Here is a 16,850-nt window from a genome sequence, read left to right as displayed (position 1 = left end):
CCCAACGGCTGCGGCCGTGCCGGGAAGCGCCCGGCCGCGACCAGCACCCGCCGCGCGGTCGAATGCGAGCACCCCACGGCCCTGGCAGCCGCGCCCACAGAGCCTGACTCGTCGAACACCGCCACGACCCGCGCGACAACCGCCGGCGTGACCACAACAGGCGAGCGTCTTCCCCTCGAAACGACCATGGTCCTCGCAACTCCTCAGATCGAGGTGTTGCGAGGACCATGTGAACCGAAGGCGAGGGGGACGCCCCCTTCGTCATGCGATTTGGACCACCGGCCGGCCTGCCGTACGCTGGTCCACGACCATTGACCGCCGGTTGCCGTCCCTCTGGGATGGCTGAAGGTTCCGCGAGAGCGGGCGACCCGCGCAGGCCGACACCGCAGCATCCACTCGTGGGTGCCCTGAGGAGTCCCGTGCCTGCGCCGGGGCTCCTTTTCTCGTCCCGGGCCCCGGTGGCACCACACGAGAAGGGAGGCCCGCATGGCGAACGCCGAGAAGGACGCCGTCATTGCCGACATGGCGGAGAAGTTCCGCACGTCGACCGCGGCCGTCATCACGGAGTACCGCGGTCTGACCGTGGCGCAGCTCGGTGAGCTGCGCGGCAAGCTCCGTGGCAACGCCACCTACTCCGTGGTGAAGAACACGCTGACCGAGCGCGCTGCCAAGGAGGCGGGCGTCGAGGCCGCCTTCGAGGGCCAGCTCGTCGGGCCGAACGCGATCGCCTTCGTCGAGGGCGACCCCGTCGAGGCCGCGAAGGGTCTGCGTGACTTCGCCAAGGACAACCCCCTCCTGGTGATCAAGGGTGGGCTCCTCGACGGGAACCCCCTCACCGCGGAGGACATCGAGAAGCTCGCGAAGCTGGAGTCGCGCGAGGTTCTCCTGGGCAAGCTTGCTGGCGCCATGAAGGCCCAGCTCACCCAGGCCGCGTACCTCTTCAACGCGCCGCTCGCGCAGACGGCTCGCGTCGTCGACGCGCTGCGGGCGAAGGTCGAGGAGCAGGGCCCGGTCACGACCGACGCTCCTGCTGCGGACACCACCGAGACCACCCCCGAGGGTGGCGACGAGGCCTGAGGCACCTGCCTCGAGCCAGCAGTACATCCCCGCCACTCACGGCACACACGTTTGATCAGAAAGGACGCCCATCATGGCGAAGCTCAGCACCGACGAGCTCCTTGAGGCCTTCAAGGAGATGACCCTCATCGAGCTCTCCGAGTTCGTGAAGCAGTTCGAGGAGACCTTCGAGGTCACCGCCGCGGCCCCGGTTGCCGTCGCGGGTGCCGCCCCGGCCGCCGGTGGCGACGCCGGTGGCGACGCCGCCGCCGAGCAGGACGAGTTCGACGTCATCCTCGCCGCGGCCGGCGACAAGAAGATCCAGGTCATCAAGGAGGTCCGCGCGCTCACGAGCCTCGGCCTCAAGGAGGCCAAGGACCTCGTCGACGGCGCCCCCAAGCCCGTCCTCGAGAAGGTCGACAAGGACGCCGCGGAGAAGGCCAAGGAGGCCCTCGAGGGCGCCGGCGCCACCGTCGAGCTCAAGTGATCTCGGCTCGTCACTGACGAGCACTGATCTGCCGACGGGCGGGTCGCACCAGCTGGTGCGGCCCGCCCTTCGTCTGTCTCGAAGGGTCAGAGCAGCGGTCGCCAGGGGGAGAGGATACCCTCGGTGACGCGGGCGATGAGGGGCCGTCGGGTCCACTCGTCGAGCGTCAGCTCGGTGCAGTTGCCGGAGTCGAGGTCGAAGATCTCCTCCATCCGGCGGGCGACGTCGGAGTCGAGGATCTCCATGTTGACCTCGTAGTTGCCGGCCAGGCTCAGCCGGTCGATGTTGGCGGTGCCGATGGTCGACCAGATGCCGTCGATGGTCGCGGTCTTGGCGTGGACCATGGCGTTTTCGAAGCGGAGCAGCCGCACCCCACCGCTCAGGAGGCGCTCGTAGGTCACCCGGCTGAGCCAGTCGGCGACGATGTGGTTGCTGAAGTGGGGGACGATGAGGCGCACGTCGACGCCTCGCTCGGCGGCCTGGACGAGGCTGCGGACGAAGGCGTCGTCGGGGATGAGGTAGGCGGTCGTCAGCCAGACCCGGGTGTTGGCGCGGTCGATCGCCTCGAGGTACATGTTGCGGATCGGGTAGACCATGTCGGCCGGCAGGTTGCGGTGGACCCGCATCTCGCGGCTCCACGTGCGCCGCGCCGGCTGGGGGAGCGGTGGCGTGCCGCCGTAGTGGTTCCAGTAGTCGACGAAGGCGTTTTCGAGCTCGACGACCATGTCCCCGGCGAAGCGTGCGTGGGTGTCGCGCCAGCGGTTGGCGTAGTCCTGGCCGATGTTGTAGCCGCCGACGTAGGCGGCGGTGCTGTCGACGACGAGCAGCTTGCGGTGGTTGCGCCCCCAGTGGCTGGGGAAGAAGAACTTCGCGCCTCCGGTCACGAGCGGGTGGCGCTTGACGTGGATGCCCTCAGGCAGGCCGCGGTAGAACTCCTGCGGCACGACGAGGTTGGCGAAGGTGTCGAAGACGACGTAGACCTCGACGCCGCGCTCGTGGGCGTCGACGAGGGCTTGGCGGAAGCGCCGACCGACGGCATCGGACTTCCAGATGTAGGTCTCGAAGTAGATCCGCGAGGTCGCGGCCTCGATGTCGGCGAGCATGTCCTCGAAGAGGTGCTCGCCGAAGGTGTAGATCCGTACGTCGCCGCCGTCGACCGGCACCGGGGCGCCGGGGCGGTGCGGGAACTCCTGGTCCGGGCGGTCCTTGCGACGCAGCGAGTCGAAGACGAGCAGGCCGCCGACCGTGGCCAGCTGGGTCGCGAGCGCCGCTGCGACGGAACGCCGCACGAGTCGGCGCACCTCGCTGCGCCGGCGGCGACGGCGGGCGGAGCGCAGGTCCATGACCCCAGCCTAGGGGGAGGGCGAAGGGGGTCGGCCGGGGGCCGTCCGGGCCCGCGGGGCGGTGTCCGTCTGGCGACCCGCCGGGGACGCGCCTTGACGTGACCTCTTCGGTGATCCATCCTCATGGCGTCGAATGATCCGGCGCCGCCACCGATCTGGTGGGTGTGACGCCCTGACCACCGTCGAGCCGTCGGCTCGACCGGGTTGGACAGCCGTGTGTCCCTGCATTATGCTGTCGCTTTGCGCTGCCTTAGTCCTGTCGTGGCTCCGTCGGAACGCTCGAATTCCCTCCTCGCGGAGGTGTCGTGAGCGGGTCGTCTGGGTCCGATCGGGAGCCCTGTGGCGCCGCCCGACCCTCAAGGCCCGTGGAAGGATCCATCCTTGGCTGCCTCGCGCACCGCTTCCCCGATGTCCACCGCACGGACGGCTAGTGGCCGTCTGTCCTTCGCGAAGATCCGCGAGCCGCTGGAGGTCCCGGACCTCCTGGCCCTGCAGACCGAGAGCTTCGACTGGCTCCTCGGCAACGAGAAGTGGCAGGAGCGCGTCGCTGCCGCTCTGGACGCCGGTCGACGTGACGTCCCCGAGCACCCCGGTCTGGAGGAGATCTTCGAGGAGATCTCCCCGATCGAGGACTTCTCCGGCTCGATGAGCCTCTCCTTCCGCGAGAGCCGCTTCGAGGAGCCGAAGTACTCCGTCGACGAGTGCAAGGAGCGCGACCAGACCTACTCCGCGCCCCTCTTCGTCACCGCCGAGTTCATGAACGCCGAGACCGGCGAGATCAAGAGCCAGACGGTCTTCATGGGCGACTTCCCGCTCATGACCGAGCGCGGCACCTTCATCATCAACGGCACCGAGCGCGTCGTCGTCTCGCAGCTCGTGCGCAGCCCGGGCGTCTACTTCGAGCGCACCCCGGACAAGACGTCCGACAAGGACATCTACTCGACCAAGGTCATCCCGAGCCGCGGTGCCTGGCTCGAGTTCGAGATCGACAAGCGCGACCTCGTCGGTGTGCGTGTCGACCGCAAGCGCAAGCAGTCCGTCACGGTCCTGCTCAAGGCCCTCGGCATGACCTCCGCCGAGATCCTCGAGGAGTTCGGCGAGTACGAGTCGATGCGCGCCACCCTCGAGAAGGACACGGTCGAGGACCAGGACGCCGCGCTGCTCGACATCTACCGCAAGCTGCGCCCCGGCGAGCCGCCGACCCGTGAGGCCGCGCAGAACCTGCTCGACAACCTCTACTTCAACTCCAAGCGCTACGACCTGGCCAAGGTCGGTCGCTACAAGATCAACCGCAAGCTGGGCCTCGAGGCCGACCTCGACTCCTCGGTGCTCACGCTCGAGGACATCGTCGCGACCCTCAAGTACCTCGTCGCGCTGCACGCCGACCAGCCGACCCTCCCGGGGACGCGCGACGGCGAGCCCTTCGAGGTGCCGGTCGAGACCGACGACATCGACCACTTCGGCAACCGTCGTGTCCGCAGCGTCGGTGAGCTCATCCAGAACCAGGTGCGCACCGGTCTCTCCCGCATGGAGCGCGTCGTCCGCGAGCGGATGACGACCCAGGACGTCGAGGCCATCACGCCGCAGACCCTGATCAACATCCGGCCGGTCGTCGCCTCCATCAAGGAGTTCTTCGGCACCAGCCAGCTGTCGCAGTTCATGGACCAGAACAACCCGCTGTCGGGGCTGACGCACAAGCGTCGCCTCAACGCGCTGGGCCCGGGCGGTATCTCCCGTGACCGCGCGCAGATGGAGGTCCGTGACGTCCACCCGTCGCACTACGGCCGCATGTGCCCGATCGAGACCCCTGAGGGTCCCAACATCGGTCTCATCGGCTCGCTCGCGAGCTACGGGCGGATCAACCCCTTCGGCTTCATCGAGACGCCGTACCGCAAGGTCGTCGACGGTCGGGTCACCGACGAGATCGTCTACATCTCCGCGGACGAGGAGGACAAGGTCATCGTCGCCCAGGCGAACGCCGTCCTCGCCGACGACGGTACCTTCGCCGAGGAGCGGGTCCTCGCCCGCACCAAGGGTGGCGAGGTCGACCAGATCCCGGCCGAGGACGTCGACTACATGGACGTCTCGCCGCGCCAGATGGTCTCCGCCGCGACCGCGATGATCCCCTTCCTCGAGCACGACGACGCCAACCGTGCGCTCATGGGCGCCAACATGCAGCGCCAGGCCGTGCCGCTCGTCCAGGCCGAGGCCCCCTACGTCGGCACCGGCATGGAGCACCGCGCCGCCCTCGACTCGGGTGACGTGGTCCGCGCCGACAAGGCCGGCGTCGTCACCGAGGTCTCCGCTGACCTCGTCACCGTCCTGCAGGACGAGGGCGGCAGCAAGACCTACAAGATGATGAAGTTCTCCCGGTCCAACCAGGGCAACAGCTACAACCAGCGCGTCATGGTCTCCGAGGGTGACCGCGTCGAGGCCGGCCAGCTGATCGCCGACGGTCCCGCGACCGACGGTGGCGAGATGGCCCTCGGGCGCAACCTGCTCGTGGCCTTCATGCCGTGGGAGGGCTACAACTACGAGGACGCCATCATCCTCAGCCAGCGTCTGGTGCAGGACGACGTCCTCTCCTCGATCCACATCGAGGAGCACGAGGTCGACGCCCGCGACACCAAGCTCGGCCCGGAGGAGATCACCCGCGACATCCCCAACGTCTCCGAGGAGGTCCTCGCCGACCTCGACGAGCGCGGGATCATCCGCATCGGTGCCGAGGTCCGCGACGGCGACCTGCTCGTCGGCAAGGTCACGCCGAAGGGCGAGACCGAGCTGACCCCGGAGGAGCGCCTGCTGCGCGCCATCTTCGGCGAGAAGGCCCGCGAGGTCCGCGACACCTCCATGAAGGTCCCCCACGGCGAGACCGGCACGGTCATCGGCGTCAAGGTCTTCGACAAGGACGAGGGCGACGAGCTGCCCCCGGGCGTCAACCAGCTGGTGCGCGTCTACGTGGCCAACAAGCGCAAGATCACCGATGGTGACAAGCTCGCCGGCCGCCACGGCAACAAGGGCGTCATCTCCAAGATCCTCCCCGTGGAGGACATGCCCTTCCTCGAGGACGGCACGCCGGTCGACGTCGTGCTCAACCCGCTCGGTGTCCCCGGTCGAATGAACATCGGCCAGATCATGGAGCTGCACCTGGGCTGGGCCGCCAGCCGCGGCTGGAAGATCGAGGGCAACCCCGACTGGGCCGCGATGATCCCCGAGGACGCGCGCGAGGCCCCGGCCGACACCCGTGTCGCCAGCCCCGTCTTCGACGGTGCCGACGAGCACGAGATCGCCGGTCTGCTCGACTCGACGACGCCCACCCGCGACGGTGTGCGTCTCATCGACCAGAGCGGCAAGGCCAACCTCTTCGACGGCCGCACCGGTGACCCGTACCCGGCCCCGGTGTCCGTCGGCTACATGTACATCCTCAAGCTGCACCACCTCGTGGACGACAAGATCCACGCCCGCAGCACGGGGCCGTACTCGATGATCACCCAGCAGCCGCTCGGTGGTAAGGCCCAGTTCGGTGGCCAGCGCTTCGGCGAGATGGAGGTGTGGGCCCTCGAGGCCTACGGCGCCTCCTACGCGCTGCAGGAGCTGCTGACGATCAAGTCCGACGACGTGACCGGTCGCGTCAAGGTGTACGAGGCCATCGTCAAGGGCGACAACATCCCGGAGCCCGGGATCCCGGAGTCCTTCAAGGTGCTCATCAAGGAGATGCAGTCCCTCTGCCTCAACGTGGAGGTCCTCAACTCCGAGGGCGGCACCATCGAGATGCGCGACAACGAGGACGATGTCTTCCGCGCCGCGGAAGAGCTCGGCATCGATCTGTCCCGGCGCGAGCCGAGCAGCGTCGAGGAGGTCTAACCGCTCGGGGGCGCGGTCCTGACGGACCGCGCCCCGGCAGCGGCCCCTCCATCAGCCCACGCGGCGTCCGCGTCGCACGGGCCACAGAACTTATCGAGTCATCCTCGACAACGAGAGAAGGAAGCACGAAGTGCTGGACGTCAACTTCTTCGACGAGCTGCGCATCGGCCTGGCCACCGCGGAGGACATCCGCAACTGGAGCCACGGCGAGGTCAAGAAGCCCGAGACCATCAACTACCGCACCCTCAAGCCCGAGAAGGAGGGCCTCTTCTGCGAGCGCATCTTCGGCCCCACCCGGGACTGGGAGTGCTCCTGCGGCAAGTACAAGCGCGTGCGCTTCAAGGGCATCATCTGCGAGCGCTGCGGCGTCGAGGTGACCCGCGCCGGCGTGCGTCGTGAGCGCATGGGCCACATCGAGCTGGCCGCACCCGTCACCCACATCTGGTACTTCAAGGGCGTCCCCTCGCGCCTCGGGTACCTGCTCGACCTGGCGCCGAAGGACCTCGAGAAGGTCATCTACTTCGCCGCCTACATGATCACGAGCGTCGACGAGGACCAGCGGCACACCGACCTGCCCTCGCTCGAGGCGCAGATCGAGGCCGAGAAGAAGGAGCTCGAGAACCGCCGCGACGCGGACGTCGAGACCCGCGCGCAGAAGCTCGAGAAGGACATCGCCGAGCTCGAGGCCGAGGGCGCAAAGTCCGACGCCAAGCGCAAGGTCCGCGACTCCGCCGAGCGCGAGATGAACCAGATCCGCAAGCGGGCCGACCAGCAGGTCGAGCGCCTCGCCCAGGTCTGGGACCGCTTCAAGAACCTCAAGGTCCAGGACCTCGAGGGCGACGAGGTCCTCTACCGCGAGATGCGTGACCGCTTCGGTCTGTACTTCGAGGGCGGCATGGGCGCCGCGGCCATCCAGAAGCGCCTGGAGACCTTCGACCTCGAGGCCGAGGCCGACAAGCTGCGCGAGATCATCGCGACCGGCAAGGGGCAGAAGAAGACCCGCGCCCTCAAGCGCCTCAAGGTCGTCACCGCCTTCCTCACCACCGACAACAAGCCCGCGGGCATGGTCCTGGACGCCGTCCCGGTCATCCCGCCGGACCTGCGCCCGATGGTCCAGCTCGACGGTGGTCGCTTCGCGACCTCCGACCTCAACGACCTGTACCGCCGCGTCATCAACCGCAACAACCGCCTCAAGCGACTGCTCGACCTCGGCGCGCCCGAGATCATCGTCAACAACGAGAAGCGGATGCTGCAGGAGGCCGTCGACAACCTCTTCGACAACGGTCGTCGCGGTCGTGCGGTCACCGGCCCGGGCAACCGGCCGCTGAAGTCCCTGTCCGACATGCTCAAGGGCAAGCAGGGTCGTTTCCGTCAGAACCTCCTCGGCAAGCGCGTCGACTACTCCGGCCGTTCGGTCATCGTCGTCGGCCCGCAGCTGAAGCTGCACCAGTGCGGTCTGCCCAAGGCGATGGCGCTCGAGCTCTTCAAGCCCTTCGTCATGAAGCGGCTCGTCGACCTCGACCACGCGCAGAACATCAAGTCCGCCAAGCGGATGGTCGAGCGCCAGCGGTCGGTCGTGTGGGACGTCCTCGAAGAGGTCATCACCGAGCACCCGGTGCTGCTCAACCGTGCGCCCACGCTGCACCGCCTCGGCATCCAGGCCTTCGAGCCGCAGCTGGTCGAGGGCAAGGCCATCCAGATCCACCCGCTCGTCTGCACTGCCTTCAACGCGGACTTCGACGGTGACCAGATGGCCGTCCACCTGCCGCTGAGCGCGGAGGCCCAGGCCGAGGCCCGGATCCTCATGCTCTCGAGCAACAACATCCTCAAGCCGGCTGACGGCCGCCCCGTCACGATGCCGACGCAGGACATGGTCATCGGCCTCTTCCACCTCACCTCCGAGGTGGCTCTCGAGACCGAGCACCGTCGTGCCTTCGCCTCGCCCGCCGAGGCGCGCATGGCCTTCGACGCCGGCGAGATCAAGATCGGCACGCCGGTCCGCATCCGCCTGACCGATGTCGCCGTGCCCGTCGGGCACGAGCTGCCCGAGGGTGCCGAGGTCGACGAGCAGGGTCGTGTGGCCACGTGGATCGCCGAGACCACCCTGGGTCGGGCCCTCTTCAACGAGACGCTGCCGGAGGACTACCCCTTCGTCAACGAACCCGTGGACCGCAAGCGCCTGTCGACGATCGTCAACGACCTCGCCGAGCGCTACACCAAGGTCCAGGTCGCGGCCTCGCTCGACGCCCTCAAGGAGGCCGGCTACCACTGGGCCTCCCGCTCGGGCACGACCGTCGCGCTCTCCGACGTCGTCACCCCGCCCCGCAAGGCGGAGATCCTCGCGACCTACGAGGAGAAGGCGACGAAGGTCCAGAAGCAGTACGAGCGCGGTCTGATCACCGACGACGAGCGTCGTCAGGAGCAGATCGAGATCTGGACCCAGGCGACCAACGAGGTCTCCGCAGAGATGCAGGAGAACTTCCCGAAGGACAACCCCATCTTCCGGATGGTCAACTCGGGTGCTCGTGGTAACTGGTTCCAGCTGCGACAGATCGCCGGTATGCGTGGCCTCATGGCCAACCCGAAGGGCGAGATCATCCCGCGCCCGATCCGCACGAACTTCCGTGAGGGCCTCTCGGTCGTCGAGTTCTTCATCTCGACCCACGGTGCGCGCAAGGGTCTGGCCGACACCGCCCTTCGTACCGCCGACTCCGGCTACCTGACGCGTCGTCTCGTCGACGTCTCCCAGGACGTCATCGTCCGCGAGGACGACTGCGGGACCGAGCGCGGCCTGACGATGCCGATCGCGCAGTTCGACGAGCTCACCGGCACCCGCCGGATCCACGACGAGGTCGAGTTCACCGTCTACGGTCGCTGCCTCGCGGCGGCGGTCGAGCACGAGGGCTCCGTCCTCGCCGAGGCCGGCTCCGACCTCGGTGACGTCGTCATCGACCAGCTGTACAAGGCTGGTGTCGACGAGGTGAAGATCCGCTCGGTGCTCACCTGCGAGTCCAAGGTCGGTACGTGCGCCAAGTGCTACGGCCGCAGCCTGGCCACGGGTCAGCTCGTCGACATCGGCGAGGCCGTCGGCATCATCGCGGCCCAGTCGATCGGTGAGCCCGGTACCCAGCTGACGATGCGGACCTTCCACACCGGTGGTGTGGCCGGTGACGACATCACGCAGGGTCTGCCGCGAGTCGTCGAGCTCTTCGAGGCGCGCACCCCCAAGGGTGTCGCCCCGATCGCTGAGGCCGACGGCAAGATCACGATCGAGGAGACCGACAAGGGCCGGCGCATCCTGCTCGTCGCGGATCGCGACGGCGAGGAGCACGCCTACCCGGTGAGCAAGCGCTCGCGCCTGCTCGTCGAGGACGGCGAGCGCGTGGCCGTCGGTACCCAGCTCGTCCAGGGCGCCATCGACCCCAAGCAGGTCCTGCGCATCCTCGGTCCGCGTCACGCCCAGAAGCACCTCGTCGACGAGGTGCAGAAGGTCTACCGCCAGCAGGGTGTGTCGATCCACGACAAGCACATCGAGGTCATCGTCCGGCAGATGCTGCGCCGGATCACGATCCTCGAGTCGGGTGACGCCAACCTTCTGCCGGGCATGCTCGCCGAGCGCGCCCGCTTCGAGACCGAAAACCGTCGCGTCGTCGCCGAGGGTGGTCGCCCGGCCTCGGGTCGTCCGGAGCTCATGGGTATCACCAAGGCCTCGCTCGCGACCGACTCCTGGCTCTCCGCCGCCTCCTTCCAGGAGACGACCCGCGTCCTCACCGAGGCCGCGATGGAGGGCCGCTCGGACCCGCTGCTGGGTCTGAAGGAAAACGTCATCCTCGGCAAGCTCATCCCCGCCGGTACGGGTCTGCCCCGCTACCGCAACGTGGACGTCGAGCCCACCGAGGAGGCCAAGGCCGCGATGTACTCGCTGCCCAACTACGACGAGTACGCCTACCCGGTCTTCGGTCCCGGCTCGGGCGAGGCGATCCGCCTCGACGACCTCGATCTGGACGTCTGAGCAGACTCGTTCCTCCCGACGGGGGTGGTGCCGCGATCGCGGTGCCACCCCCGTCGTCGTTGCCCCGTGTGACAGGTGTGACGGATGAGGCGGATGTGACGATCGGCCGGTGAAGATCGCCGGAAAATCAAGGGAAACACGCCGAAGGCCAGGTCGACGTCACCCGGGATTTCGTGGTTGATTGGTCCCTGTTCGATTCACGAACTTCAAGGATGGAGATCCCACATGAACAAGTCCGAGCTCGCCAGCGCCGTCGCCGAGAAGGCCGGCGTCACCAACGCTCAGGCGTCCGAGGTCATCACCGCCCTCCAGGCGGTCCTGTCCGAGTCCGTCGCCAAGGGCGAGAAGGTCACCGTCCCCGGCTTCTTCAGCCTCGAGCGCGTCGAGCGCAAGGAGCGCAAGGGCCGCAACCCGCAGTCGGGCGAGGAGATGGTCATCCCCGGTGGCTACGCCGCCAAGCTCTCCGCCGGCAGCGCCCTCAAGGCCGCGGCCAAGGGCTGATCGCCGCACCACACGAAGGGGGTCGGTCGCCGCGACGGCGACCGACCCCCTTCGTCGTGCCGTGATGGGGGAGGATGCAGCCATGACCGGAGCGCAGCGCGACCAGCCCATGTCGGTGCGGGCCACCGCGGCGCGGTGGGCGCTCGGCTCGTTGCTGGCCGTCGGTGCCCTCGTGCTCCTGCTCAAGCCGGGCGGGGTCACCAAGCTCCTCGGCCTCGTGCTGGCGGTGGCGGCGGTCACGACCTTCACGCGGCGTTCGCGCTCCGACGCGACGATCGTGACGGTGCTGCTGCTCGTCGTGGCGGGTGCCTACCTGCTCGCCTTCCTCACCGGCAACAGCCACTGGATCACGGACAGGTACTGATGCGCGACGACCTCATCATCCGGCGGGAGACGCCGGCCGACACGGCGCCGACCGAGGCGCTGCACGACGCGGCCTTCGGCGTGCCCGAGGGGCGAAGGGAGTCGCTCGAGCGCGAGCTCCTCCGGGGCCTGCGGTCGGACGGCTCCGTCATCGACGGCCTGACCTTCGTCGCCGAGCTCGACGGCGAGGTCGTGGGGCACGTCGTGTGCAGTCGGGGGACGCTCGACGGGGCGCCGTCGGTCGGCCTCGGGCCGATCGCGGTGCGACCGCAGCTGCAGCGGCAGGGGATCGGTGCCGCGCTCGTCATGGCCGTCGTTGCGAGCGCCGAGCAGGCCGCCGAGCCGGCGATCGTGCTCCTCGGCGACCCGGAGTACTACGGCTTCTTCGGCTTCCGGCCGGCGGCGGGCCTCGGGATCGGCTCCCCTGGACCGTGGCCGGACGAGTACTTCCAGGCCTTGACCCTGCGGGCGTGGCGGCCTGAGATGGCTGGGCCTTTTGCCTACGCCCCCGCTTTTGACCGACTCGCGTGACACCCCGCGCAAGGTCCCGCACGTATCGGATTTGTGACGGTATGGGCTCGCCGGTATCGTTGATCAGCGTGCGTGGCACGGCTGTGCCGTGACGCGCGTGGAGGAAGGTCGGAGACGACCTCCCTCGCCCCTCTCGCCGGGCATCTCGAGATGACCTTCCGGGGTCGTGACGGGGAGTGCAGGGGAGAGCACCACCAGCGACACACCCGAGTGCGGGGGTCGCGGGTGGCATCCAAGGAGTGCCGGTCGGGTTCGCCCGAGCGGTGCAGACAACATCACCGACGTACGGAGACACAGGTTGCCTACCATCAACCAGCTGGTGCGCAAGGGCCGGCAGGACAAGCCGTCCAAGGCCGCCACGCCCGCCCTCAAGGGCTCGCCGCAGCGCCGTGGCGTGTGCACGCGCGTGTACACGACCACCCCCAAGAAGCCGAACTCTGCCCTGCGTAAGGTCGCCCGCGTGCGCCTCACGAGTGGCATCGAGGTCACGGCCTACATCCCGGGTGTCGGTCACAACCTGCAGGAGCACTCCATCGTGCTCGTGCGTGGTGGCCGAGTGAAGGACCTCCCCGGTGTCCGTTACAAGATCGTCCGCGGGTCCCTCGACACCCAGGGTGTCAAGGGTCGTCAGCAGGCCCGCAGCCGTTACGGCGCCAAGAAGGAGAAGAAGTAATGCCTCGCAAGGGTCCCGCCCCGAAGCGCCCGCTCGTCGTCGACCCGGTCTACCAGTCCCCGCTGGTGACCCAGCTGGTCAACAAGATCCTGCTCGACGGCAAGAAGTCCATCGCCGAGTCCATCGTCTACGACGCCCTCGAGGGTGTCCGCGAGAAGACCGGCACGGACCCGGTCCAGACGCTCAAGCGCGCCCTGGACAACGTCCGCCCCTCCCTGGAGGTCAAGTCCCGCCGCGTCGGTGGCGCGACCTACCAGGTCCCGATCGAGGTCAAGCCCGGCCGTGCGACCACCCTGTCGCTGCGCTGGCTGGTCGGCTACTCGCGTCAGCGTCGTGAAAAGACGATGACCGAGCGCCTCATGAACGAGATCCTCGACGCGAGCAACGGCCTGGGTGCCGCGGTCAAGCGTCGCGAGGACACGCACAAGATGGCCGAGTCCAACAAGGCCTTCGCGCACTACCGCTGGTGACAGCAGGTCGGGGTCGGCCCCGCGCCGACCCCGACCACACCCGCCCGCCCGGGCAGACACGACCGCAACGAGCGAGATGAGATAACGAGTGGCACAGGACGTCCTGACGGACCTGACCAAGGTCCGAAACATCGGCATCATGGCGCACATCGACGCCGGCAAGACGACGACGACTGAGCGCATCCTTTTCTACACCGGCGTCAACCACAAGCTGGGCGAGACGCACGACGGTGCCTCCACCACCGACTGGATGGAGCAGGAGAAGGAGCGCGGCATCACGATCACGTCCGCCGCGGTCACCTCCTTCTGGGACGACACCCAGATCAACATCATCGACACCCCGGGTCACGTCGACTTCACGGTCGAGGTCGAGCGCTCGCTGCGCGTCCTCGACGGTGCGGTCGCGGTCTTCGACGGCAAGGAGGGCGTCGAGCCCCAGTCCGAGACCGTGTGGCGCCAGGCGGACAAGTACGACGTCCCCCGCATCGCCTTCGTCAACAAGATGGACAAGCTGGGCGCGGACTTCTACTTCACCGTCCAGACGATCAAGGACCGCCTCGGTGCGGAGCCGCTCGTCATGCAGCTGCCGATCGGTGCCGAGAACGACTTCGTCGGCGTCGTCGACCTCATCAAGATGAAGGCCCTCGTCTGGCCCGGCGACGCCAAGGGTGACGTCACCCTCGGTGCCTCGTACGAGACCCAGGAGATCCCCGCGGACCTCCAGGAGAAGGCCGAGGAGTACCGCAACCACCTCATCGAGCGCGTCGCCGAGTCCGACGACGAGCTCATGGAGAAGTACCTCGGTGGCGAGGAGCTCACCGACGAGGAGATCAAGGCGGGCGTCCGCAAGCTCACCGTCAACTCGGAGCTCTACCCGATCTTCTGCGGCTCGGCCTTCAAGAACCGTGGTGTCCAGCCGGTGCTCGACGCCGTCAAGGACTACCTGCCGAGCCCCCTCGACGTGGCTGCCATGGAGGGCCACGCCCCCGGTAACGAGGAGGAGGTCGTGCTCCGCAAGCCGAGCATCGACGAGCCCTTCTCGGCGCTCGCCTTCAAGATCGCCGCGCACCCCTTCTTCGGCACGCTGACCTTCATCCGTGTGTACTCGGGCAAGCTCACGCCGGGCACCCAGGTCATCAACTCGACCAAGGGCAAGAAGGAGCGCATCGGCAAGCTCTTCCAGATGCACGCCAACAAGGAGAACCCGGTCGAGGAGGCGATGGCGGGGCACATCTACGCCGTCATCGGTCTCAAGGAGACGACCACGGGTGACACCCTGAGCGACATCAACAACCAGGTCATCCTCGAGTCGATGTCCTTCCCGGCCCCGGTCATCCAGGTGGCCATCGAGCCGAAGACGAAGGGCGACCAGGAAAAGCTCGGCAGCGCGATCCAGCGTCTCGTCGCAGAGGACCCGACCTTCCAGGTCTCGCTCGACGAGGAGACCGGTCAGACGATCATCGCGGGCATGGGCGAGCTCCACCTCGACGTCTTCGTCGACCGCATGAAGCGTGAGTTCAAGGTCGAGGCCAACATCGGCAAGCCGCAGGTGGCCTACCGCGAGACGATCCGCCGTGCGGTCGAGAAGTACGACTACACGCACAAGAAGCAGACCGGTGGTTCGGGTCAGTTCGCGAAGGTGCAGATCACCTTCGAGCCCCTCGACTCCACGACCGAGGACGGGGACGGCGAGCTCTACGAGTTCAAGAACGCCGTCACCGGTGGTCGCATCCCGCGTGAGTACATCCCGAGCGTCGACGCCGGTATCCAGGACGCGATGCAGTACGGCGTGCTCGCCGGCTACCCGGTCGTCGGTGTCAAGGCCACCCTCATCGACGGTGCCTACCACGACGTCGACTCCTCGGAGATGGCCTTCAAGATCGCCGGCTCGATGGCCTTCAAGGAGGCCGCTCGCAAGGCCGACCCGGTGCTCATGGAGCCGATGATGAAGGTCGAGGTGCGTACCCCCGAGGACTACATGGGCGACGTCATCGGCGACATCAACTCGCGTCGTGGCCAGATCCAGTCCATGGAGGACGTCAGCGGGGCCAAGGTCGTCACCGGCCTCGTGCCGCTGTCGGAGATGTTCGGCTACGTCGGTGACCTGCGGTCCAAGACCCAGGGCCGGGCCAACTACTCCATGGAGTTCGACTCCTACGCGGAGGTCCCCAAGGCGGTCGCCGAGGAGATCATCAAGAAGACCCGAGGCGAGTGACCGGTAGCATTACCGGGATCCCGACACGGACCATCCACAACACACCCACAAACGACGCCACCCTGCCGGGCAAAGGCGTAACCGAGAAGACGTCCTGAGGAGGACAACACAGTGGCGAAGGCAAAGTTCGAGCGGAGCAAGCCGCACGTCAACATCGGCACCATCGGTCACATCGACCATGGCAAGACGACGCTGACGGCCGCGATCTCCCGCGTGCTGCACGACCAGCTCCCCGACCTCAACGAGGCCTCGGCGTTCGACACGATCGACAAGGCTCCCGAGGAGAAGCAGCGCGGTATCACCATCTCGATCGCGCACATCGAGTACCAGACGGAGTCGCGTCACTACGCGCACGTCGACTGCCCGGGTCACGCTGACTACGTGAAGAACATGATCACCGGTGCGGCTCAGATGGACGGCGCGATCCTCGTGGTCGCCGCCACCGACGGCCCGATGCCGCAGACGAAGGAGCACGTCCTCCTGGCCCGCCAGGTCGGCGTCCCCTACATCGTCGTCGCGCTCAACAAGGCCGACATGGTCGACGACGAGGAGATCATGGAGCTCGTCGAGATGGAGGTCCGCGAGCTGCTGTCCTCCTACGAGTTCCCGGGCGACGACGTCCCGGTCGTCAAGGTCTCGGCGCTCAAGGCGCTCGAGGGCGACGCCAAGTGGGGCGAGTCGATCATGGAGCTCATGGGCGCCGTCGACTCCTACATCCCCGAGCCGGAGCGTGACCTCGACAAGCCGTTCATGATGCCCGTCGAGGACGTCTTCACGATCACCGGTCGTGGCACCGTCGTCACCGGTCGTATCGAGCGCGGCATCCTCAACGTCAACGAGGAGGTCGAGATCGTCGGTATCCGCGAGGAGAAGACCACGACCACCGTCACCGGCATCGAGATGTTCCGCAAGCTCCTGGACGAGGGTCGTGCGGGCGAGAACGTCGGTCTGCTCCTGCGTGGCACCAAGCGCGAGGACGTCGAGCGCGGGCAGGTCATCTGCAAGCCGGGCTCGATCACCCCGCACACCGAGTTCGAGGCGCAGGTCTACATCCTGTCCAAGGAGGAGGGTGGCCGTCACACGCCGTTCTACGACTCCTACCGTCCGCAGTTCTACTTCCGGACCACCGACGTCACCGGCGTCGTCTCGCTGCCCGAGGGCACCGAGATGGTCATGCCCGGCGACAACACCGACATGAAGGTCGAGCTCATCCAGCCGATCGCCATGGAGGAGGGCCTGAAGTTCAACATCCGCGAGGGTGGCCGCACCGTCGGCGCCGGTCGCGTCACCAAGATCATCAAGTGATCTTGGGCTGACCTCGAGTCAGCAGCCACG

Annotated in this window: 12 protein-coding genes; 11 read left to right on the top strand and 1 reads right to left on the bottom strand. The window is 67.5% G+C overall.

Annotation, left to right across the window (positions count from 1 at the left end):
- The first annotated feature begins 486 nt into the window (after positions 1-486).
- Together rplJ and rplL are read left to right on the top strand one after the other, a co-directional pair.
- Positions 487-1,077, top strand: a complete 591-nt coding sequence (gene rplJ / locus CWN80_RS13320) for a 50S ribosomal protein L10 (RefSeq protein ID WP_007929166.1) — start codon at positions 487-489, stop codon at positions 1,075-1,077.
- 73 nt (positions 1,078-1,150) lie between these two features.
- On the top strand, positions 1,151-1,543 hold the full coding sequence (gene rplL, locus CWN80_RS13315) for a 50S ribosomal protein L7/L12 (RefSeq protein ID WP_007929164.1): 393 nt from the start codon (positions 1,151-1,153) through the stop codon (positions 1,541-1,543).
- 86 nt (positions 1,544-1,629) lie between these two features.
- On the opposite strand, the gene CWN80_RS13310 is transcribed toward rplL, so the two are convergent.
- Complete coding sequence (locus CWN80_RS13310; RefSeq protein ID WP_007929162.1) at positions 1,630-2,886, bottom strand: phospholipase D-like domain-containing protein; 1,257 nt, start codon at positions 2,884-2,886, stop codon at positions 1,630-1,632.
- Positions 2,887-3,267: 381 nt separating this feature from the next.
- Between CWN80_RS13310 and rpoB the strand changes: the two genes are divergently transcribed.
- The 9 genes from rpoB to tuf all read left to right on the top strand — a co-directional run bounded on the left by rpoB (position 3,268) and on the right by tuf (position 16,820).
- Entirely contained in the window at positions 3,268-6,750 is a 3,483-nt protein-coding gene (gene rpoB, locus CWN80_RS13305; protein ID WP_007929160.1) for a DNA-directed RNA polymerase subunit beta, read from the top strand.
- Positions 6,751-6,880: 130 nt separating this feature from the next.
- Positions 6,881-10,762 (top strand): DNA-directed RNA polymerase subunit beta', encoded by a 3,882-nt coding sequence (locus CWN80_RS13300; protein WP_128277411.1) that lies wholly within the window; start codon positions 6,881-6,883, stop codon positions 10,760-10,762.
- A 225-nt stretch (positions 10,763-10,987) separates the two neighbouring features.
- The gene (locus CWN80_RS13295) at positions 10,988-11,263 is read left to right on the top strand and encodes an HU family DNA-binding protein (RefSeq protein WP_128277410.1); all 276 of its coding nucleotides are present in this window, start codon (positions 10,988-10,990) and stop codon (positions 11,261-11,263) included.
- A gap of 82 nt (positions 11,264-11,345) precedes the next feature.
- The gene (locus CWN80_RS13290) at positions 11,346-11,627 is read left to right on the top strand and encodes a hypothetical protein (protein WP_128277409.1); all 282 of its coding nucleotides are present in this window, start codon (positions 11,346-11,348) and stop codon (positions 11,625-11,627) included.
- On the top strand, positions 11,627-12,157 hold the full coding sequence (locus CWN80_RS13285; protein ID WP_007930013.1) for a GNAT family N-acetyltransferase: 531 nt from the start codon (positions 11,627-11,629) through the stop codon (positions 12,155-12,157). The genes CWN80_RS13290 and CWN80_RS13285 overlap by 1 nt, the downstream gene beginning before the upstream one ends.
- 298 nt (positions 12,158-12,455) lie before the next feature.
- A complete protein-coding gene (gene rpsL / locus CWN80_RS13280) occupies positions 12,456-12,830 on the top strand; it encodes a 30S ribosomal protein S12 (RefSeq protein WP_007930014.1) in 375 nt (124 codons plus the stop codon).
- The gene (rpsG, locus tag CWN80_RS13275) at positions 12,830-13,300 is read left to right on the top strand and encodes a 30S ribosomal protein S7 (protein ID WP_007930016.1); all 471 of its coding nucleotides are present in this window, start codon (positions 12,830-12,832) and stop codon (positions 13,298-13,300) included. Before rpsL ends, rpsG begins: the two co-directional genes overlap by 1 nt.
- 88 nt (positions 13,301-13,388) lie before the next feature.
- Entirely contained in the window at positions 13,389-15,515 is a 2,127-nt protein-coding gene (gene fusA / locus CWN80_RS13270; RefSeq protein ID WP_007930018.1) for an elongation factor G, read from the top strand.
- 111 nt (positions 15,516-15,626) lie between these two features.
- Complete coding sequence (tuf, locus tag CWN80_RS13265; protein ID WP_007930020.1) at positions 15,627-16,820, top strand: elongation factor Tu; 1,194 nt, start codon at positions 15,627-15,629, stop codon at positions 16,818-16,820.
- The last annotated feature ends 30 nt before the right edge of the window (positions 16,821-16,850 follow it).

Source organism: Janibacter hoylei PVAS-1, from assembly GCF_004025845.1.
Classification (GTDB): Bacteria; Actinomycetota; Actinomycetes; order Actinomycetales; family Dermatophilaceae; genus Janibacter; species Janibacter hoylei.
The sequence above is the reverse complement of the archived record's forward strand: the minus strand, read 5'-3'. Positions and strand labels throughout refer to the sequence as shown.